The following is a 20673-nucleotide window of genomic DNA, read 5'->3' on the forward strand; positions in this document are numbered from 1 at the left end:
ATGATGCGTATCAGAAACAGCAAACGTCCTGTGTATTGCTTTTTTTATGGTTTTATCATGGTAAAGAGGAAATGTCATGATCGTTATTGCATAGACTGAATGATGGTTGTATGTAAGAAACTTAATTGACTATTTGCTGCTTTAATAAATTACATAATGTTTTTTTATAGGTTTAAAAAGATATTTGGACTATTTGCATACTGGAATTCATTATCGAATGGTTTTATACATAAGTTGCATCGATATGCTTGTGTACTGGATGTACGCGGCTTGAATAATGATATTTATAATGTAAAGTTTATCAGTTTTTAGAATGATAAACCTCGTTTTATGATAATAAAGAAAATGCTATGATAAAACAATACAGAAATAATGGATATGGAACAGGTGGATGGTTTAACTTCCAGTTTATACCAAACTTCGGCATCTGCTTCAACATCTGTTTTCTGTTTTTCCTTTTTAAGTGGAAAAAGGATACCTATTATATTCTTTGGTATTTTTATATACTAACATCGAAGGAGGTACGAATGGAAAATTATAACAAACGATGGATTGCGATTCTGTATTATTTTCTTGATCATAAAGATATTGCCAATGGCGATAAGATTGCCTTGAGCGTTGGTGTATCCAGCCGAACGATCCGCAATGATATTAAAGAACTTAACACTCTGCTTGTTCAATATGATGCAGAAATCGTATCAGAAATAGGCATCGGCTATTTTCTTAAAATCAATGATAACCAAAAGTTTCAAAACTTCCTAGAAGAAATAAAAGCTGCGGAACGCTTTCGTCCATTAAAAAACATTGTACCTTCCAATGCGGATGAACGTATCTGGTACATTACATCACAGCTGTTGATTCATTCTTTGAAGGAAAAAGATCTGCTTACCACAGACATGTTGGAAGAACAGCTTTTTATCAGTGATTCTACCTTGCATAAAGATTTACAGATAATCAAAACAATCTTAAAGGAATATGGATTAAAGATCAGTAATACGAAACAGGATGGTTTACATATCGTTGGAGATGAAGCCAAGATACGCTTTTGCATTTCACAATATGTCTTTAATGCAAAGAGCAATGTCATTCAATATTCCCAAGCTTTTTATGAGGATATCTTTGATCATCGCGATATTGAAATTATTAAAAATATTTTAACCAATGCCATCATTCAATATGATTTAAAGTTAACGGATATTGCTTTTAAAAATTTAAATATCCATACATTGATTATGCTGAAACGCAGTAAGGGAAAACAGCATGTCATGTACAACCATGAGGATATACAGATGCTGAAAAGTTCAAAGGAATATCAATGTGCTTATGCGATCATCACAAACATCAGTAAAGAATTAGGTATCTCCCTAATGAATGAAATTTTCTATCTGAGCCAGCATCTCATCGCCAGTCAGAAGTTCTTTATTGAGAATGTCGATGATGATTATCAGTATAAGGATATCGTCATTCATATTCTGGAAGAAATTAAAGAAACCATGCACATTGATTTGGCAGATGATTTACAGCTGATTAATGGATTGGCAATGCATTTGAATACGGCGATGCAAAGAGTTCATTTTGATATGAATATTCGCAATGAATTCATCGATATTTTGAAAAATTCTTATCCGTTAGCATTTGAGCTTGCCACTATCGCAGGCAGAACGATTGAAAAAAGTTATGCATTGTTACTAAGAGAAGCAGAAATCGGCTTTCTGACCATTCATTTTGGGGCATCTTTAGAGCGCAAAGGATTTCATAACGATGTACAACCTCAGCAATCTCATCCACGCATCAAAGTGGCTCTTGTCTGTATTGCCGGTGTTGCGATGGCGTTGCTGCTTAAGGAAAAATTAATCCGTAAATTTGGTGATGTGTTGGAAATCGTCAGAACCAGTCCTGCACAACAGGTAGATGAAGCCTTATTAAATGCCGTTGATCTCATTTTGACGACGGTTGATCTAAGCAATCTGCACAGCAATAAAATCATTAAGATCGGTTTATTTCCGGATGAAGATGATTTTAAGATGATCTCACAAGTCATTCAAAAGGATAGCGAGGCGGAAGCAATCGATTATACGACCATCTTTAGAAAAGAACTATTCTTTACCAAACAGCAACTGCATGACAAGTATGAAGTCATTGAGTTTATGGCAAATGCCATGATGAAGAAGGGGTATATCGATGAAGCAGTAAAAGCTTCCATTTTTAAGCGGGAAGAGATCTCCACAACGGAAATGGGGGGATTGATTGCTATACCACATGCCATGCTGAATGATATTGAACGCTTTGCGGTATCCATCATGGTCTTAAAGAAACCAATTCTTTGGGATAAGCAGAAGGTACAAGTAATCTTTCTGTTAAATATTCCAAAGAAGAAGTATCAGATATGGGAGCGTGTATTTAAAACGTTATATCACAATCTGATCTTAAACGCCGGTGTGAATAAACTGATTAAGCATCAAAATTATGAACAGTTTATTGCGGATATGCAGTTGAATGTTGATACAGATGGGTGAACAAAAACATAACAGGGAAAGAAACGGGGTGTTAGATTTGCGTTTATTGAATAAAGAAAGAGTAGCATTGCAGGTCAGGGTAAAGGATTGGAAGGAGGCAGTTAGAGTTAGTGGCCAGTTGCTGGTTGATGTAGGATCGATAGAATCCTGTTATATTGATGCCATTATCGAAAATATGCAGGAATATGGACCTTATTTTGTATTAGCACCAGGTGTTGCCATGCCCCATGCAAGCTGTTCTTCCGGTGTCCATCAGGTAGATATCAGTGTGGTGACGCTAGCCAATGAAGTGGCATTTATGGATTCTTTAAATAATCCGGTCAAGCTGGTTATCTGTCTGGCAGCGACAGATAATAATTCGCATATTGAATTATTAAAAAAGGTTTCGCAAATATTGTCAGATGAGACATGTGTACAAAGGGTAAAACATGCCAAGACGGTAGAAGAAGTACTGACGATATTTAATTCATGATAAGGAAAGAAGGATGAAGAATGAAAATAGCATGTGTTTGTGCCATGGGATTAGGCAGCAGTCTTATTCTGAGAATGACGGTGGAAACCGCATTAAAACAATTACATATGAAAGATGTCGAGGTTGAGGTGGTAGATACCTCGACTGCCAGAGGATCACAGGCCGACATTATCGTATCTTCGCACAGCTTCTGTGAACAGCTGAGTGATATGGGAGTAGCCATGATTGAAGTTGTCAATTATACGGATGCGAATTATATCAAGGAACAGCTGCAAAAGATATTGTCTGCACAATAACAAAAAAAGCAACGTATATGCATATACATTCGTAATCATGGGGGAGTGTTGTAACTCGTATAAGAGTATAAAACAAATGGTATCATCAAAATAGTAAGATGATGATTGCATTATCTTCAACAAAACAATTACCATTGTGCGTAGTTGTTTTCAGATAAGTCAAAAACCCGAAAATAAGGGATGAGGAGGATTTGTATGGACTTAATGATGAATATTCTGACTTCGCTGATTTCACAAGCGGCGGTTTTGGTAGCATTAATGAGCTTTATCGGTTTGATTGCGCAAAAAGCACCATTTGAACGTGTCATGACCGGTACACTTAAAACATTTCTGGGCTTTCTGGTAATGTCACAGGGTGGCACGATTATTACTGGTATGTTAAATCCATTAAATGAAATTATGATGGAAGCCTTTCACATTCAAGGGGTCATTCCTGTCAATGAGGCAATCAGCGCGATTGCGGCAGAACAATTTGGTACCCAAATGGCATTAATCGCCTTCTTCGGTTTGATCTTGAATATGATATTAGCCCGCATTACTCGCTTTAAATATATTTTCTTAAGTGGCCATCATACGATTTTCATGGGTGCATTGACTTCCGTTATGTTGAGCGCCTTAGGATTAGAGCCGGTTGTTGTTGTCGTAATCGGTACCATTATCGTCGGTGTCTTAAGTGTCATAACGCCAGCCATTTCTATGCCATTTATGCGTAAGGTTACCGGGGGAGATACGATTGCTATGGGACATTGGGCAACAACCAGCTATGTCGTAGCAGGATTTGCAGGTAAACTTCTCGGTGGGGACCCTGAAACAACTTCAACAGAAAAACTAGAGTTCCCAAAATGGATGAGTTTCTTCCGTGAACCTGTCTTGTTAATGGGCATTGGTGTATTCTTAGTAACTGTTATCTCTTGTATTTTTGCCGGCGCCCCATTTGTAGCGAAGTATGCCGGGGATACCAACATGGTCGTTTGGGCCTTTATTCAAGGCTTCACCTTCAGTGCCGGGGTTACGGTTATTCTTACCGGTGTGCGTATGATCTTAGCGGAACTTGTTCCGGCTTTTAAAGGGATTGCCGAAAAAATTGTTCCGGATGCTATTCCTGCTTTGGATTGTCCAACCGTCTTTACCTTTGCACCAAATGCGGTCTTAGTTGGTTTCTTCGCTTATACAATTGGTCAGCTGATTGCTTTCTTTATCTTCTTGCAATTGGGCATGACCGTCATTGTTCCTACTTTATTACATAGCTTCTTTATGGGTGGTACAGCAGCTGTATTCGGTAATGCGACTGGTGGAAAACGCGGAGCTTTCTTTGGTGCCTTAATTGCCGGTATCTTGAATAACATTCTTTGTTCTATGCTCTTCCCGGTTTTCGGATCTTTGGGATTCTCAGGTACGACCTTCGCAGATACAGACTTCTCCATCATCGGCTTATTGATTTACTCAATTGGTAAAATGTTTGGATTAGCATAACCATAGTGTAAGGAAAGGATAAGATTATGGAAAAAACAATATTTGCAACCAATTTTGAACGATTAAAAGAAAGTGTGAATACAGCAGGAAGAGAATATTATGAACCAGCAGAACAATGTGCACGTCTGACAGCTGAGGCTTTCTTGCAAGGGAATAAGCTATTACTATGTGGAAATGGCGGCAGTGCTTCTACAGCATCTCATATTACCAACGATTTTATAGGACATATGAAAAACTGGGAGCGTGATGGATATCCGGCAATTGCATTAACCGCTGATATTTCCGTGCTAACGGCATTATCAAATGATTTTGGTTATGATCAAGTATTTGCGAAACAGGTAGTTGCTTTAGGAAAACCAAAGGATGTGTTATGGGCTTTTAGTGGCAGCGGTAATTCACAAAATATTCTGCTTGCTGTCAATAAAGCAAAAGAGAAACAGATGAAAACAGTCGTTTTTACAGGTAAAAACGGTGGGAAATTAAAGGAGCTAGCTGATGTATGGATTCCTGTGAACACAGATGAATTAATGCTTGCTGAGGCTTTGCATCTGTTTTATATACACAGCATTGCCGAAACAATCGAACAGATCATTTCTCCCTTATAAAATAACTTTGGCGCTTGTTATTGTAAGGGGTAAAACAAGCGCCAATTCATACGAGGGGAAAAGGAAGGAGCATTATGTATAAAACGTTAAAAGAAGTAACACAGACAGCAACACAGTTAAATATGACCATTGGTGCTTTTAATACACATAATCTGGAAATGATGCCGGAGATGATCCGCGCAGCGAAAGAATTAGGCGTTCCCATTATCATTCAAACAAGCATTGCTACGGCAAAATATATCGGATATAAAGTGATGGTAACGGTAGCGAAAGAAATGGCCGAGGATGAAATGGTAGATGTATGTTTGCATCTGGATCATGCCAAGGATTTTGATGAAATTAAAGCGGCGATTGATGCAGGCTTCTCCAGTGTAATGTTTGATGGTTCGGCACTGCCATTTAAAGAAAATATTGCGAAAACGAAAATGGTCGTTGCGTATGCTCATGCCCATGGTGCATCTGTGGAAGGTGAACTTGGAACCATTGGCGGTACAGAAGAGGGCATTTGTGTCAGTGAGGATGATAAAAAGTATACACGGCCACAAGATGCAGCTATCTTTGTTAAGGAAACAAATGTTGATGCTTTGGCGATAGCCATCGGTACCAATCATGGGCAATATCAATCAAAAACAGAAGTGAATATACCTTTATTGAAGAAGATTCATGCGGCAGTCGATATTCCGCTTGTTCTTCATGGGGGAACCGGTGTGAAAGAAGAAGATTATCAGGAATTGATTGATAATGGAATCCGTAAGTTTAATGTCGGAACTGAATTGCTTGTGAATTGGACACGTGTTGCTAAGGAAAAATTTCAAGAAACGGAAGTAAACAAATCTTTGCGTCATAACATCATACCGGCAAACATGGCAGTCAAGGAAATAGTGAAGCATAAGGCGGGATTATTCATGAATCTATATCGTCCATTGCAAAGCAAATGATATGAAAAAGTATTTGATTTTGATTGCCGGCTGTCCGGCAACAGGGAAAAGCTATCTTATTCGGGAAATAAAAACCATGTTTCCTACGGTATTTACGATTACACCGGACGAAGGTAAGGAAATGCTGGCTGATGCGATAGGGTTTCATTCAAAGGAAGAAAAAAAAGCTTTAGAAAAAAGAGTATGGCGATTTTATTATCGTGTCTTAGATACGTATATGGAAGCTGGCAAACAAATAATCGTAAGTGAATATCCATTCAGTGATAAACAAAAACCATGCTTACAGGCCTTGAGTGAATTATATGGTTATCAAGTAATCACAATACGGTTAATCGCTGATTTTGAAATATTGTGGCAGCGACGAAGAGACCGCGATTTGCATTCTGATATTCATTTGTGTCATATCATGACGCATTATCGATATCAGGATACATTACAGGATCATCGTTTGGCTGATGATCTGATCACCAAAGAAGCGTTTAAAGCCATAATCGAAGAACGTCAGTACAATGCTTTTGCGCTAGGTGAGCTGCATGAATTTGATGTCAGCGATTTTACGAAAGTTGATTATCAACCATTCCTAACCGCATTAAAACGACGTATAGAAGAAAATGATAAGGAGGCAGGAGCATGAAAAAAAGTCGAATCAAAGATCTTGTTACAGGAAATATAGCAGAAAAACTATATCAAATAGCACATTCTAATCAGTATCCTACGTTAATATGCTTGTTGGCTTATGCATTTTATTATGTGGATCTATTCCTGTTTTATATCTTTGCGCCCTTTGCCCTTGGTGGTTTTAGCTATTTGTTTTATGAAAGAAAAAACTATATCATGGCGGTGTTTGCCTTCTTCTTGTTTCTATGTACATGCCTTTTTGTATATCAAAAGCTTACAAATAGGATACAACAAAAGACGATGAAGGCGCAAAGGTGAAAACAAAACTACGCTTTGCTTTCATGAACAGTTGCCGATTACTATTCTCATATGCGCTATGTTGTGTTATAGGTTGTTTCAATAAGGGATAGGATAAGGGTATGGATAAAACATAGCAGTGTATAATTATCTGCGCTATCCTATAACCAACATAATTTCTTTAGGGTTTACATACAATGAAGATGGTACGGTTGACATTGTTGTATAGTATTGACGGATATCCATGAGAATTGTCATGAATTTCTTAATTTTTCGTGAAGCCGCTTGCTTTTTTCTTTTAGAAAAAGGTAAACTGTGAAGCAGAAAACCATCATGATGGCGAATTGCTGATGAAGGAGGTGGCATTCATGAAGAAACAAGGATTGACGGTTGTCATATCGCATGCGGATAGTACATTGGGACAGCGCATGACACGCATTCTGGCAAGACATGGTGCCGAAATGATCTTATTGTATCAGAAGTTTGATCCTGCCTTACGATTAGCTGAAAAGGTTTATGCTTGTGGCAGTGATTGTGTAATGATATCCTTGGATAATGAACCTTATTATGAATTATGCAAAACAATGGATGCATTACGTACAGATGATATTGCACGACAATTTATTTATATTCATTAATAAACAGTGTTTCCGTTACCAAATCATGAAGAGATCAGACGACATTACCTATGGTTTTCTGATCTTTTTTCATTTTAGCAGAAAGGGAAAAATTCATTAAAATAGTAATCTTTTTGTAAAGATAACTTAACGAGAAAAGATTAAATTTCTTATGAAAGAATCAAATATGAATGATTCAGCATGGGTTGTCTGACAGGCTGGTAGTAGAAGCAAAAACATGTTGAAAGGTGTCACATGATGTTTAACGCAAACAAACATCCTTTCTATGATAAAAAAACATATGTAATATCTTGACGGCACAAAAAGAACATGATAAAGTGTAGACAGTTATATGACTGACGGAAGTGGAATTGACCACATGGAGTATAATGGTAAAGCAGGGCCGACCGTCTGGGCGAAAGAGTCCAGGATGTGTATAGGCTCTTTTTCTTATTTTTGGGATAGCAACAAAAGCGATAAAAGCCTATCGTTTCAATTGCAAATCCACGTAAAAATCCGTATAATGAAACGGTAATAAGGAGGTATGTGAAATGAGCATAGAACGCAAAGAATGGGAAGGCTTTGAAGGACGTATCTGGAAAGAAGAAGTCAATGTCAGAGATTTCATCCAGAACAACTATAAACCTTATGATGGTGATGAGTCTTTCTTAGCAGAACCAACCGAAGCTACAAACAAGCTATGGGGCGAATTACAGAAATTACAAAAAGAAGAACGTGCCAAAGGCGGCGTTCTGGATATGGAAACAGAGATTGTTTCTTCCTTGACATCCTATGGCCCAGGATATATATCAAACGAATTAAAAGATTTAGAAAAGGTTGTCGGTTTGCAGACAGATAAACCTTTAAAACGTGCCTTTATGCCTTATGGCGGAATCAAGATGAGTGAAGAGGCATGTACGACTTATGGCTATGAGCCAAGTGAAAAATTACATGAGATTTTCCATGAATATCATAAGACACACAATGATGCTGTCTTTGATTGCTATACACCAGAGATGCGTTTGGCACGTCGTAATAAGATTGTAACCGGCTTACCGGATACTTATGGACGTGGTCGTATCGTCGGTGATTATCGTCGTGTGGCATTGTATGGTATTGATTATCTGATTGCCATGAAACAAAAGGATAAAGCAAACTGTGGCTGTGGAACCATGAGCGATGATATTATTCGTCAGCGTGAAGAATTGGCAGAACAGATCAAAGCTTTAAAGGGCATGAAAGAAATGGCTGCAAGCTATGGCTATGATATCAGTGGTCCTGCAACAAATGCCAAAGAAGCTGTACAGTGGCTGTATTTTGGATACTTGGCTGCCATTAAAACGCAAAATGGAGCTGCGATGAGCGTTGGTCGTGTATCTACTTTCTTAGATATTTATATTGAACGTGATATGGCCAAAGGTATCTTAATAGAAACAGAAGCACAGGAATTAATCGATCATATGACAATGAAATTCCGTATGGTAAAATTTGCGCGTATTCCTAGCTACAATCAGCTGTTCTCCGGTGACCCAGTATGGGCTACCTTAGATTTAGCCGGTTTGGGTATGGATGGCCGTCACATGGTCACAAAATCTGATTTCCGTTTCTTACATACCTTGGAAAACATGGGACCTGCACCGGAACCAAACTTAACGGTTTTATATTCCAGCAAGCTGCCACAAAGCTTCAAGGATTATTCTGCAAAGATTTCCATTGATACAAGCTCTGTGCAGTATGAAAATGATGATGTTATGCGTCCGGTTTGGGGCGATGACTATGCTGTATGCTGCTGTGTATCTGCTACGCAGACAGGTAAGGAAATGCAGTTCTTTGGTGCGCGTGCAAACTTAGCAAAATGTTTATTGTATGCAATCAATGGTGGTGTTGATGAAAAGACAAAAACACAGGTAGGGCCAGAATATCGCGGTATTACCAGTGAATACTTAGATTATGATGAAGTTATGCATAAATATGACAATATGATGGAATGGCTGGCAGATCTTTATGTCAACATCCTGAATCTGATTCAGTATATGCATGATAAATATTACTATGAAGCAAGCCAAATGGCATTGATCGATACCGATGTACGTCGTACCTTTGCGACAGGTATCGCCGGTTTCTCGCATGTTGTAGACTCTTTAAGTGCTATCAAATATGCGAAAGTAAAAACGGTTCGTGATGAAGATGGCTTAGTTGTCGATTATGAGATCGAAGGAGATTTCCCTCGTTATGGTAATGATGATGAGCGTGCAGATGAAATCGCTGTATGGCTGTTAAAGACGTTTATGGAAAAAATCGAAAAACGTCACACATATCGTAATTCAGAACCAACAACTTCTATCCTGACAATTACTTCTAATGTCGTATATGGTAAAGCGACCGGTGCATTACCAGATGGAAGAAAAGCCGGAGAACCATTATCTCCAGGTGCTAACCCTGCTTATGGTGCAGAACAGAATGGCTTATTGGCATCTTTAAACTCTGTGGCAAAACTGCCATATGAATATGCATTGGATGGTATCAGTAATACCCAGACAATCAACCCAAATGCCTTAGGTCATGATGAAAAAGAACGTATCGACAATCTGGTAAATGTCTTAGATGGCTACTTTGATCAGGGAGCACATCATCTGAATGTGAATGTGTTCGGTATTGAAAAATTAAAGGATGCTATGGAACACCCAGAAAAAGAAGAGTACGCAAACTTTACGATTCGTGTATCCGGATATGCCGTGAAGTTTATCGACTTAACACGTGAACAGCAGTTGGATGTAATCTCCAGAACTTGCCACGATCATTTATAAAAAAGAAGGAGGTCTGTTTTAAGTCGTTTGACTGCAGACCTTTCTTTATGGAGGATATGCATATGGAAAATGGAAAAGGCGCCATTCACTCAATTGAAACCTTTGGTTCGGTAGATGGGCCAGGAGTACGTTATGTAATCTTTTTGCAGGGATGTCGCATGCGCTGTCAGTTTTGTCATAATGCGGATACCTGGAAAATCAAGGAAGGCAGTGAAACCGCAGAAGAAGTCTTGCGGAAAGCTTTGCGCTATAAACCTTACTGGAAGCATTCAGGTGGGATTACGGTGAGTGGGGGAGAACCGTTGTTACAGATTGATTTCTTATTGGAACTTTTTAAATTGGCGAAACAAAAAGGCGTACATACCGTAATTGATACCTGCGCCAATCCTTTTACTAGAGAAGAACCTTTCTTTTCTAAGTTTCAAGAGCTGATGCAGTATACGGATCTTGTATTGCTGGATATCAAGCATATCAATCAAGCGAAACATCAGCAGTTAACCGGCTGGGGCAACGATAATATCTTAGATATGGCACGTTATCTTTCAAGCATCAATAAACCGGTTTGGATTCGTCATGTCTTAGTCCCACAGCGCAGTGATGATGAAGAAGATCTGAAATGTTTGGATGCATTTGTGAAGACATTGCATAATGTCAAACGTTTTGAGGTATTGCCATATCATACACTCGGTGCTTACAAATGGAAAGAGCTTGGCATGGAGTACCCTTTAGAGGGCATTGAACCTCCAGATAAGGAAACGATAGAGCGAGCAAATACATTGCTGCATACCGCAGATTATCAAGACTATAAAAACATGTAACCAGATACAAAAGAGATAGCCATTCTTACTGGAGAATATTTTCTATAAGATGGCTATTTCTTTATTTTTATATTGTTTATGTTAACAACATTTTATTACTTTTTTATGTACTTGAAGAAGATAATGTTAGGATGATACCATTGAAAATATTATCGAAAGTATACAGATAGCAAAAAGTAAGCTAAAATGAAATCACATGTAAAGTTAAGGAAGTGGATATCATGGATGAGATCATCATTGAGCATGCCAATCAAGGGAATCTAAAGGATGTTTCTTTACGTCTTCCTAAGAATAAATTAATTGCTGTTACCGGAGTTTCCGGTTCTGGAAAATCAACATTAGCCCTTGATGTTTTATTCAACGAGTGTCAACGACAATATTTAGAAGCTTTAGGTATGCAAGGCATACAAAAACCAGCTGTGGAAAGGATTCAACATGCATGTGCTGCTGTATGTGTAAATGCTCAAAGCGGTAATCGCAATCCGCGCTCTAGTGTAGGAACAGCAACTAATCTGTACACGGATCTGCGTATGCTGTATGAAAAACTAGGTGTTCGAGAATGTCCAAATTGTCATCAGCTTTATAAAAACAGCGTCTGTGCAGAAGAAACGATACGCATAGAGGATGAATATATGACATATCAATATTGTCCTCATTGTCATGAGAAAGTACAAAAATTGATGCATACAGACTTTTCCTTTAATACCAGAGAAGGCGCCTGTAAGGATTGTGAGGGCATGGGCAGTGTCTGGGAAATCGATCTTGTACAGGTGTTGCATGCTGATCTAAGCTTATCACAGGGTGCAGTGACTTTTTGGAAGCATCGCTATCAATCGTATATGATAAGTCAATATGCAAATGCATTGGCATATTATGGTATCAAACAAGATTTAAAAGCAGCGGTTGCACAATATGAAGAAGCGGCATATCGTTTACTTGTATATGGCAGTGAGGATGAAAAATTTTTATCATATGTTAAAGATGAAGCAAACAGGGAAACAACAGCTATACATTTTGAAGGAGTATTTCCTTATTTATGGAGGAAATTAAAAGAGCATGAAGGAGTACCAACCAGTCTTGAGGCTTGTTATAAACGTTCTGTGTGTCCAAGCTGTCAGGGGGAACGTTTAAAGGAAGCATCCAGAGCAATTACGGTTCTTGACAAACGTTTACCGGAAATTGTAAATCTGACATTGGAAGAAATAGCTTGTTGGCTGCAAGCTGTACGAGCATCGCTAACACAAAATGAACATGCGCTTTGTGATGTTTATCTTTTGGATATGGAAACAAAGCTTCGACGTATACAAAAATTAGGCTTAAGTTATTTAACGTTGAATCGCAGTATGATAAGTCTATCCAATGGCGAAGCACAGCGTTTACACTTAGCATCACTGTTAGATGCAACAATGTCTGGTTTATTATATATTTTAGATGAACCAACGATTGGACTGCATCCGAAAGATACCGATGGCATCGTAGAGATTTTAAAGGATATGCGTGATTTAAGGAATACCGTACTTGTGATTGAACATGATGCAGGTGTATTACAACAAGTGGATCATCTTGTTGATATCGGTCCTAAAGCAGGGATTCACGGTGGGCAAATTGTGGCGCAGGGAAGTTTTGCGGAAGTATTGAAATGTAAGAATAGTGCTACTGCCTATGCCATGCAACATCTTACCAGTAAAGTACATGCATATCGAAAACCATCATCATATATCCAAATCACAAATGCCTGCCGACATAATCTGCAACATATGGATGTGCAATTGCCAATACATTTGCTATGTGGAATATGCGGTGTTTCTGGATCAGGAAAATCTACACTTGTATTTGATGTATTGGCAAAGGGGAACAAGCAAACAGAAGTAAATCGTGTAGAAGGCTTAGCACAGTTTGATCAAATGATTTGTATCGACCAACAACCACCGATACGTATGAAACGCAGCAATATTGCCACATTCACCAATCTTGCCACTCCTTTACGCAAGGTGTATGCCAAAACTAAGCAAGCAAAAGCATTGGGATTCACAGATGCTTATTTTTCCTTTAATTCAAAAAAAGGACGTTGTGAGCATTGTGAAGGCATGGGAACGATAAAAAGCCATATGTTGTTTTTTCAAGATCAGGAGGTTATTTGTCCGCAATGTCATGGCAAACAGTTTCAGGAACAAGTATTACGCGTAACCTATCATGGATATTCGATTCATGAGGTTTTACAGCTCAGTGTAGAAGAGGCGATAACTGTTTTTAAAGAGGAAAAAGAAATACAGAAAATCTTGCGACTGTTAGAGCACATCGGGCTAGGGTATGTAAAGCTGAATCAATCTTTAACCACGTTATCCCAAGGAGAAGCGCAACGTTTGAAGCTGGCAAGAGAGCTTTTGCAAACCAAAGGGAAACATAATCTATATCTTTTAGATGAGCCAACCGTAGGTCTGCATATGCAGGATGTGGAAAACTTTATTAAGTTATTGCAGGAATTGGTAGAAGAAGGACACAGCATTCTGGTGATTGAGCATAATGAGCAACTATTAGCAGCTTGTGATTATCTTATTGAGTTAGGACCTCAAGGCGGCGTTCATGGTGGACAGTTGATTGCTCAAGGAAGTCCATTAGCACTCTTACATCAAAATGAAAGTGTTATTGCACCATATTTAAAAAGGTTTATAAAGGATTAGGAAGACTAATGTCTGCGCCGTATCACTTTCTTGATGAAGTGTAGGATTTGAATGAAAGAACACGGTTAAGAAAAATACGATACTTTACGTTGATAAAATAGGATATACGCGCAATGTATGCGATACGTTACATAATGTTTGTTATGGTTGCTAGGAAAACAAAACGATTTATGATAGAGTATACGAGACATGAGGAGGTTAAGTTATGTTTCATGAAAACTTAAAGACTTTACGTATAGAAAAAGGGATGTCCCAGCAATTTTTGGCAGATCAGCTGCACGTGACAAGACAAACAATTTCAAAATGGGAAAGAGGGTTATCTGTACCTGATGCAGATATGTTGATTGCACTAAGTGAGATGTTTGAGGTATCGGTAAGTACGTTATTGAACCGATCTATTAATGAAGAAGATACATTAGAGAATACGTTATTGGCAGAGAAGCTTGAACAATTAAATTTACAGCTTGCTCAGCGGAATCAACGCAGTCGTAAAGTGTGGAAAGTTATTCGCTTTATCGCTATCGCATGTTTGGTGTTTGGTATTTTATGTATCTTACTGAACGCGGTTGCTATGAAAAGTTATCAAGCTGTGGAAGCATCGGTGGTAGAGATAACAGAAAGTTGATTGTATGTGATCAGCAAATACGATACTTTATGGAAAGATGAGTAGGACAATGGAAGCTGATCTTTCAAATTACTTTTTGATAAAACACTGAAATCAAGGGGATCCAGCATTAGACGGAGGCCCATAAGGAAGTAAACTAAAATCCCGGTAAAACCGGCGTGGCAGAGGTCACGCCGGTTTTTCTGTATCTGTCAGTAGTTCCGGTTTGGCAAGTGGAATCCGGATTTCCCCACATAGGTAAAATAGACTTCAATCGTGACATGTTTCTTCCCGCTGATCTTCTCGGGGCTGTGGACCACGATCTTTTCAATCAGTTCATTTACCGTAGAGGCGTCAAGCTCCTGCAAATCGGAATACCTGTCGGCAAGCTGAAGGAAACGCCCTACATCGGCAATCTGTCCGGCTTCATTTTCAATTTCTCTCTCCAGCGAAGCTGCAAGCTGCTGAATTTCCGCCTGCTCTGTTTCATACTGTGCCGAGAGTTTTTGAAAGCGGAGGTCGCTTAATTTCCCAAGTACGGAATCTTCATAAAGCCTTTGGATGATCTTGTCCAAATCCTCCATACGCTTCTGCGTCCCGGAGAGGGCTTTCCGTTTTTGCGTCAGTTCCGCTTTCCGGCTGGCCTCGTCCTGCGCCAACATTTCCTGAGTGAAATCATCCCGAAACAAACGCACATAGGTCAGTGTTCCCTGAATACATTCCAGCACCCGTTTATAAAGCGTAACCTCTCGGATGTAATGGATTTGGCAGGAACCTGTATTGCTCTTGTAATTGGAGCAGACGAAATGGTCTTGAGACTCATTCTTGTAGGTATTGCAGGTACAGTAATAGAGCTTTGCGCCACAGTCGGCGCAATAGACAAGACCGGAGAAAATGCTTGTTTTTCCCGTCTTTGTGGGTCTGCGCTTGTTGGCTCTTAACGCCTGCACCCGTTCCCACTGTCCCCGCTCAATAATCGCTGGCTGTGTGTCCTCAAATATCCGTCGGTTTTCTTTCGGATTCTCCATCCGCTTTTTGAATTTCAGGGATTTTGTATAGGTCTTAAAATTAACGGTACAACCGGTATATTCCGGCCGCTCCAGTATTCCGGCAACGGATTTGGCACACCACCGGTACAGATTATCCGGCATGGCCCATCCCTTCTGTCTGGCGTTATACGCAGTAACCGTCAATACCCTGTCAGCGGTCAGGATTTTTGCAATCTGCATTGGTCCTTTGCCCGCAATGCACAGATCAAAGATACGCCGCACCACCTTTGCGGATTCCTCGTCTACAATCCATTTCTTTTTATTCTGTGGGTCTTTCACATATCCGTAGGGCGGGTTACTGGCGATGTGTTCCCCGGCTTCTCCGCGCATTTTTACGACTGCCCGGATTTTTTTGCTTGTGTCTTTGGCGTAATAATCGTTAAATACGTTTTTGAACACAGCAAAGTCATTTTCGCCCTTTGCACTGTCCACATCATCATTGATGGCGATAAACCGGACATCGTAAGCGGGGAAGATGAAATCCTGCAGCCGCCCCATATAGGAATACTCCCGGCCCAGACGTGACAGGTCTTTGACAATCAGTGTGGAAACCGAATAGTCCTCCACATATTTCATCATTTCCTGAAAGCCGGGTCTTTGGAAATTTGTTCCTGAGAATCCGTCGTCCACGAAAAACATGGGATTGCGGAATCCGTGTTCTGTTGCGTATTTGGATAATAGCGACTTTTGGTTGGTAATGGAATTGCTCTCCCCGTCGAGTGCGTCATCTTGGCTCAAACGGCAATATAACGCTGTGATCTTATCTGGCTGCTGGTTCATAGTAGCTCCTTTCCTCCCGTGTATCGGGATAACAGCCAGGTAAACGGTTGCCTATATTATAACGCGCCGTTCCTCTTTTTTCAGCAACTTTCATTCTGTTGCCTCCAAATTTCCCGCCATGATACGGCGCAGCTTGTCCAGTACGCTTTCCGCCTCTCCCTCCGCATAATGGGGGATGACATGATAGACCGTATTCCCTTCAACGGCAATCATTTCTTCTGTGCTGAAATCAAACTCGAAAACGCCGTCTTTGAAATGCTCTGCCACACGCTCGGCAATTTCCGGTTTCAGATTTTTGGGAAGTTCACTGAAATCTGCAGGTTTACGCAATCCCATCACGCTCCTTCCTTGCAGGTAAAATATTCAGCGTAATGACCACCGGACGGCCAAGCCCCTGCTTTCTGCGGAGAATCAGACCACAGCGTTCTAATTCCTGAAATGCCCTGGTCGCCACCTGCCTGCTCCTATGCAGCTTTCCTTTTGCTTCTTCCAGCGTAAAGTAGAGACGAATCCGCCCGTCCGGTTCTATGTATCCGTTTTCTCTGGAAATACCCGCCCGATCTAAGAGCAGGGCATACAGTACCTTTGCGTCGTTGGATAAGTCCATCGGCACCAGAAAACGGGGAAATGGCAGATAGGGCGGTACGCCGCTGTCCTCTTTGTAAGGCGTCAAAAAATCATTTTGCATCATATACTCCTTTCCATCAATCCATCCCTGATTGATTGGATTGATATTGACTATCTTGTTATTAACTTCTTCTCTTTAATTTCCATCTAAATATGGGTCGTCAAGACTGTCTGGAAATCCATCGCCGGAAAGAGAGGAACAGGGCTGTCCGGAGCGTCAGGTTTTCCAGTCTCTGAAAATCCAGTATTGGAGAATCCCATATAGGAGGAAATGGCAAAAGCGGTAAATTGGCAAAGTAGAAATCAACACCTGAATGGGAAAATCCCGTTTAGGTCAAAATCGTCCTGCGGACAGTTAAAAACAGGTTTTAGAGGGGAGCAGGGGATTTATCCCTCATACCCGTTGACCGCAGCCTAAAACGCCAATAATCTCAAGGCTTTTTTGCTTCTAATTGTCCGCATAGGAGCCGCCTTTTCCTGTCGCTGGCTGTTTTCTGTCCGCGGTGGATTTTCTTTGCACAGAGCTTACAGTATTTCGCCCGGTTGGAACCGGGAAGGAATGATTGGCCGCAGACCACGCAGCGTTTTAATTCCTCCTGGAACAGCAACGCCGTTTCCAATGGCCTGTCCAGCGGCAGGACAGCGCAGCGGAACCATTTGCAGAGAAGCGAATAGGAAATACTCTGGACGCAGACACATTTCTCCCCGTCGTCCAGAAGAATACAGTTTCCGTTATCGTAGTTGCAGCACTCGTGTACCAGTTTACGCATCCGGCGGTACTGCGGATAATTCATCACCGGAATCTGATTGTGGATAAAAACACCTCCTTCCTACCGTAAAAAAATGTCCCTCTACTATACATTTCATTTTTGAGGGGAAATAGGGCGGTCAATTTTGCACAAAAAATATCTTTCTATTGTTCAATTCATTTTTGAGACGAAATTACGGGGGCATTTTGCAAATTTCACAAAAAATTCATAATTGCCGTGTACAGGTAAGTTGTTATAAAATAATCCCCTCATATATCTGTACATTTTTTAGGGGAAAGTTGCCGTCTGAATAAAAATTTGCAAAAAAATTCGCCGCAGTTGTTCCTACGACGGATTTTATGGAGCAGACAGATATTCAAATTTATAACCGATTCCGGCAACGCTCTCGACGTAATTTGGCAGATCAGGCTCAAACCTTAGTTTCTTCCAAAGTTTACTCACATGGTTATGGATTGCCTTTCTTGAACCTTGACAGCATAATGTCAAGGTTACTTGTCGGTAAATTTGTGCGTCCATTGTAAAGGCATACGAAAAGCGGAACAAAAATGGTTATCCCGAAAGTCTGATTATCCCGAATACATCATAGAAAGCCAGCGACAGAGGCATTTTTGAAAGAAATGTTCGGGATAATTTTCCCTTGCAGCACAAGCTGTAAAGTCTCCCTAATGTTCCTTCACCACCTACCATATCTAATAAAGGCCACAGGGCAAGCAAAATCTTACATTGTGGTCTATATTACGGCACTTCAAATTTATAACCAACGCTGACAACACTTTTGATGTAGCCTGGAGAATCCTGTGTAACTTTCAGTTTTCTCCGCAGATTACTCACATGGTTATTGACTGCTTTTCGGGAATAGAGCGAATAATCCTCATTCCAGACCAATTCCATAATAAGCTCATAAGTAAATACACGCTTCGGGTGAGCGATTAACAAAGCAAGGATGTCAAATTCCTTAGCGGTTAATTCAATTATCTGCTCGCCAATACATACAAGCCGTTGTTCCTGGCAGAAGTATAAATCACCTATGCGAATCTCTATAAACGGTTCATCAATGACTGTCTGCAACTTATAAGTTTCGGAAATGATACATTGGCTGTCAGCAAGATTATTTTGTTGTTTCTGGGAATCGAGAAGATAGTTTACCAATTCCTGACGCTGACGGGCGCTTAACAAAATGAGCAGCTTTTCTGCAATTATGCCACCCGGTTCAGATATATCAAATACAGCTAATTTCCCATGTCGTCACCTCCATCAGTGTAGGTATTTGTGCTTTCATTTCGACTGAATAAAGTTGTCATTCGTCACTGTTAGCTTGACTATATAAAAACATATCTCCTTATAATACGGAAACAGTTTCTTGTTTAATAAGAATATTTTTTCCTGTAATGTATCAGGCAGATGGCAGATACGACAAACATAATTCCCTCTGCAACAGGTACAGCCAGCCATACCCCCGTTATTCCCCAAATACGTGGCAGTAACAAAATACCCCCAGCCAGTAGGCCGAATGTCCGCAAAAAGGAAAGAACTGCAGATACTTTTCCGTTTGACAATGCTGTAAACATTGCGGATGTAAAATTATTCAAACCGCAGAATAGAAAGCTATATGAAAAAATAGTGAAACCATTCGCCGCAATTTGATAGACTTCCGATGTATCATCCGCAAACAGCCGTACAATATAGGAGCCTCCAAACATGGAAACCGCAAATATCAGCACCGATGCCGCCGCAATAAACCGCATACTGATAGAGAAAACCTTTTTTTGCTGAACTTCATTCCTGTTTCCATAGTTAAATCCGATGATAGGTGTTATTCCCATAGAGTAGCCGATATACAGCGTGTTCAGCAGGAATTGAGAGTAAATAATAATCGTGATTGCCGCAACGCCATCCTCTCCCAGCAGGTTCATCATAGTGCGGTTGAACAAAAATGTTGTGACGGCTGTTGCCAACTGGCCTACCATTTCGGAGGAGCCGTTAAAACAGCTTTCTCCGATGACTGCCAATTTCAATTTTGGCCTTGTGAAAGACAGCGTTCCTTTGTTCCGGGCAAAATATGCCAGCCCAGTGACTGTGGGAATCAGATAACCAAAGCCTGTCCCCAAAGCTGCGCCTTGGATACCCAGACCACAGGGGACAATGAAGATATAATCCAAAATTATATTTGCCACGCCCGCCAGGACAGACAGCCCAAAACCAAGGCCCGGTTTTCCAGCCGTCACAAACAGGTTTGAAAACAGCGTTTGCAGTATATTGGCTGGAATGAATAGAAACAGCACCATGAGATAATCTTTGCAATAGGGAAAGAGCAGATTACTGGCACCAAGAGCATAAATAATGTTGTCAATCCAGATTGTCCCACCCAAAAGAATGAGAAACCCAATCACCGCACCTGTGATAATAAGCAAGGTGAAATCTTCCTTTGCCTCCTGATTTTTACCTGCCCCCATTTTTCGGGAAACAATCGCGTTTCCGCCCGTTGCAATCATGGTAGCCAGTCCCACCGTGATGTTGATAATGGGGCACACGATATTGATAGAAGAAAGCGCATCCGTATTCACAAACTGCGCCACAAAGATCGTATCTACAATGGTGTATAGTCCCATAAAAATCATCATTACGATGGTAGGAAATGCAAATCGCAGAAGCGATGCCGCACTCCATTTTTGATCTAAAATGTTATCGTTCATCGTCGCCTTTCT

19 protein-coding genes and 1 riboswitch are annotated in these 20673 nt (G+C 40.3%); of the genes, 13 read left to right on the plus strand and 6 right to left on the minus strand.

Translation table 11 applies throughout. The features are described 5' to 3' along the window. Window positions 1-527: 527 nt before the first annotated feature. The 13 genes from KJS44_RS03790 (at window position 528) to KJS44_RS03850 (ending at window position 14763) form a co-directional block, all read left to right on the plus strand. Entirely contained in the window at window positions 528-2516 is a 1989-nt protein-coding gene (locus KJS44_RS03790) for a BglG family transcription antiterminator (protein ID WP_008689540.1), read from the plus strand. Further along, on the plus strand, window positions 2509-2988 hold the full coding sequence (locus KJS44_RS03795; protein ID WP_008978698.1) for a PTS sugar transporter subunit IIA: 480 nt from the start codon (window positions 2509-2511) through the stop codon (window positions 2986-2988). The genes KJS44_RS03790 and KJS44_RS03795 overlap by 8 nt, the downstream gene beginning before the upstream one ends. A gap of 20 nt (window positions 2989-3008) precedes the next feature. Further along, a complete protein-coding gene (locus KJS44_RS03800; protein WP_008689536.1) occupies window positions 3009-3284 on the plus strand; it encodes a PTS sugar transporter subunit IIB in 276 nt (91 codons plus the stop codon). A gap of 195 nt (window positions 3285-3479) precedes the next feature. After that, window positions 3480-4757 carry a PTS ascorbate transporter subunit IIC gene (locus KJS44_RS03805; RefSeq protein WP_008689534.1) on the plus strand — a complete coding sequence of 426 codons (1278 nt, stop codon included), beginning with the start codon at window positions 3480-3482 and terminating at the stop codon, window positions 4755-4757. A gap of 26 nt (window positions 4758-4783) precedes the next feature. Beyond that, window positions 4784-5362, plus strand: a complete 579-nt coding sequence (locus tag KJS44_RS03810) for a D-sedoheptulose-7-phosphate isomerase (RefSeq protein WP_008689532.1) — start codon at window positions 4784-4786, stop codon at window positions 5360-5362. A 74-nt stretch (window positions 5363-5436) separates the two neighbouring features. Beyond that, window positions 5437-6300 carry a class II fructose-bisphosphate aldolase gene (locus tag KJS44_RS03815; protein WP_008689530.1) on the plus strand — a complete coding sequence of 288 codons (864 nt, stop codon included), beginning with the start codon at window positions 5437-5439 and terminating at the stop codon, window positions 6298-6300. Window position 6301: 1 nt separating this feature from the next. Continuing rightward, a complete protein-coding gene (locus tag KJS44_RS03820; protein WP_008689528.1) occupies window positions 6302-6934 on the plus strand; it encodes an AAA family ATPase in 633 nt (210 codons plus the stop codon). Then, complete coding sequence (locus KJS44_RS03825; RefSeq protein WP_008689526.1) at window positions 6931-7236, plus strand: hypothetical protein; 306 nt, start codon at window positions 6931-6933, stop codon at window positions 7234-7236. The genes KJS44_RS03820 and KJS44_RS03825 overlap by 4 nt, the downstream gene beginning before the upstream one ends. 347 nt (window positions 7237-7583) lie before the next feature. Then, window positions 7584-7853, plus strand: a complete 270-nt coding sequence (locus KJS44_RS03830; protein ID WP_008689523.1) for a short-chain dehydrogenase — start codon at window positions 7584-7586, stop codon at window positions 7851-7853. A 321-nt stretch (window positions 7854-8174) separates the two neighbouring features. Further along, a riboswitch (ZMP/ZTP riboswitch) is annotated at window positions 8175-8256 on the plus strand. Window positions 8257-8383: 127 nt separating this feature from the next. Next, the gene (gene pflB / locus KJS44_RS03835; RefSeq protein WP_008689521.1) at window positions 8384-10639 is read left to right on the plus strand and encodes a formate C-acetyltransferase; all 2256 of its coding nucleotides are present in this window, start codon (window positions 8384-8386) and stop codon (window positions 10637-10639) included. Between the two features lie 62 nt (window positions 10640-10701). Next, window positions 10702-11457: a pyruvate formate-lyase-activating protein gene (gene pflA / locus KJS44_RS03840; protein ID WP_008689520.1), complete on the plus strand. Its 756-nt coding sequence runs from the start codon at window positions 10702-10704 to the stop codon at window positions 11455-11457. Between the two features lie 221 nt (window positions 11458-11678). Continuing rightward, window positions 11679-14138: an ATP-binding cassette domain-containing protein gene (locus KJS44_RS03845; RefSeq protein ID WP_008689518.1), complete on the plus strand. Its 2460-nt coding sequence runs from the start codon at window positions 11679-11681 to the stop codon at window positions 14136-14138. A 205-nt stretch (window positions 14139-14343) separates the two neighbouring features. Further along, window positions 14344-14763, plus strand: a complete 420-nt coding sequence (locus tag KJS44_RS03850) for a helix-turn-helix domain-containing protein (protein WP_008689516.1) — start codon at window positions 14344-14346, stop codon at window positions 14761-14763. 191 nt (window positions 14764-14954) lie between these two features. Here KJS44_RS03850 and KJS44_RS03855 read toward each other — a convergent pair whose 3' ends face one another. The 6 genes from KJS44_RS03855 to KJS44_RS03880 all read right to left on the minus strand — a co-directional run bounded on the left by KJS44_RS03855 (window position 14955) and on the right by KJS44_RS03880 (window position 20661). Next, entirely contained in the window at window positions 14955-16571 is a 1617-nt protein-coding gene (locus KJS44_RS03855) for a recombinase family protein (RefSeq protein WP_008689514.1), read from the minus strand. A 90-nt stretch (window positions 16572-16661) separates the two neighbouring features. Further along, window positions 16662-16907 carry a hypothetical protein gene (locus KJS44_RS03860; RefSeq protein WP_008689511.1) on the minus strand — a complete coding sequence of 82 codons (246 nt, stop codon included), beginning with the start codon at window positions 16905-16907 and terminating at the stop codon, window positions 16662-16664. Then, window positions 16894-17259, minus strand: a complete 366-nt coding sequence (locus KJS44_RS03865; protein ID WP_008689510.1) for a replication initiator protein A — start codon at window positions 17257-17259, stop codon at window positions 16894-16896. The genes KJS44_RS03860 and KJS44_RS03865 overlap by 14 nt, the downstream gene beginning before the upstream one ends. Window positions 17260-17629: 370 nt before the next feature. Then, on the minus strand, window positions 17630-17992 hold the full coding sequence (locus KJS44_RS03870; RefSeq protein ID WP_081484672.1) for a cysteine-rich VLP domain-containing protein: 363 nt from the start codon (window positions 17990-17992) through the stop codon (window positions 17630-17632). A 711-nt stretch (window positions 17993-18703) separates the two neighbouring features. Further along, window positions 18704-19144 (minus strand): winged helix-turn-helix domain-containing protein, encoded by a 441-nt coding sequence (locus KJS44_RS03875; protein ID WP_008689509.1) that lies wholly within the window; start codon window positions 19142-19144, stop codon window positions 18704-18706. Window positions 19145-19332: 188 nt separating this feature from the next. Further along, window positions 19333-20661: an MATE family efflux transporter gene (locus KJS44_RS03880; RefSeq protein WP_008689508.1), complete on the minus strand. Its 1329-nt coding sequence runs from the start codon at window positions 20659-20661 to the stop codon at window positions 19333-19335. Window positions 20662-20673: the final 12 nt, after the last annotated feature.

Origin of the sequence: Longicatena caecimuris, assembly GCF_018406465.1 — a bacterium.
GTDB classification, from domain to species: domain Bacteria; phylum Bacillota_I; class Bacilli_A; order Erysipelotrichales; family Erysipelotrichaceae; genus Longicatena; species Longicatena caecimuris.

What these genes read in the sequence shown, in the direction of transcription:
- KJS44_RS03800 (WP_008689536.1), top strand. Translation starts at nt 3,009, where the DNA reads ATGAAAATAGCATGTGTTTGTGCCATGGGATTAGGCAGCAGTCTTATT.
- KJS44_RS03830 (WP_008689523.1), top strand. Translation starts at nt 7,584, where the DNA reads ATGAAGAAACAAGGATTGACGGTTGTCATATCGCATGCGGATAGTACA.
- KJS44_RS03850 (WP_008689516.1), top strand. Translation starts at nt 14,344, where the DNA reads ATGTTTCATGAAAACTTAAAGACTTTACGTATAGAAAAAGGGATGTCC.
- KJS44_RS03805 (WP_008689534.1), top strand. Translation starts at nt 3,480, where the DNA reads ATGGACTTAATGATGAATATTCTGACTTCGCTGATTTCACAAGCGGCG.
- KJS44_RS03845 (WP_008689518.1), top strand. Translation starts at nt 11,679, where the DNA reads ATGGATGAGATCATCATTGAGCATGCCAATCAAGGGAATCTAAAGGAT.
- KJS44_RS03880 (WP_008689508.1), bottom strand. Translation starts at nt 20,661, where the DNA reads ATGAACGATAACATTTTAGATCAAAAATGGAGTGCGGCATCGCTTCTG.
- KJS44_RS03865 (WP_008689510.1), bottom strand. Translation starts at nt 17,259, where the DNA reads ATGCAAAATGATTTTTTGACGCCTTACAAAGAGGACAGCGGCGTACCG.
- KJS44_RS03825 (WP_008689526.1), top strand. Translation starts at nt 6,931, where the DNA reads ATGAAAAAAAGTCGAATCAAAGATCTTGTTACAGGAAATATAGCAGAA.
- KJS44_RS03855 (WP_008689514.1), bottom strand. Translation starts at nt 16,571, where the DNA reads ATGAACCAGCAGCCAGATAAGATCACAGCGTTATATTGCCGTTTGAGC.
- pflA (WP_008689520.1), top strand. Translation starts at nt 10,702, where the DNA reads ATGGAAAATGGAAAAGGCGCCATTCACTCAATTGAAACCTTTGGTTCG.
- KJS44_RS03820 (WP_008689528.1), top strand. Translation starts at nt 6,302, where the DNA reads ATGAAAAAGTATTTGATTTTGATTGCCGGCTGTCCGGCAACAGGGAAA.
- KJS44_RS03810 (WP_008689532.1), top strand. Translation starts at nt 4,784, where the DNA reads ATGGAAAAAACAATATTTGCAACCAATTTTGAACGATTAAAAGAAAGT.
- KJS44_RS03870 (WP_081484672.1), bottom strand. Translation starts at nt 17,992, where the DNA reads ATGAATTATCCGCAGTACCGCCGGATGCGTAAACTGGTACACGAGTGC.
- KJS44_RS03815 (WP_008689530.1), top strand. Translation starts at nt 5,437, where the DNA reads ATGTATAAAACGTTAAAAGAAGTAACACAGACAGCAACACAGTTAAAT.
- pflB (WP_008689521.1), top strand. Translation starts at nt 8,384, where the DNA reads ATGAGCATAGAACGCAAAGAATGGGAAGGCTTTGAAGGACGTATCTGG.
- KJS44_RS03790 (WP_008689540.1), top strand. Translation starts at nt 528, where the DNA reads ATGGAAAATTATAACAAACGATGGATTGCGATTCTGTATTATTTTCTT.
- KJS44_RS03860 (WP_008689511.1), bottom strand. Translation starts at nt 16,907, where the DNA reads ATGGGATTGCGTAAACCTGCAGATTTCAGTGAACTTCCCAAAAATCTG.
- KJS44_RS03795 (WP_008978698.1), top strand. Translation starts at nt 2,509, where the DNA reads ATGGGTGAACAAAAACATAACAGGGAAAGAAACGGGGTGTTAGATTTG.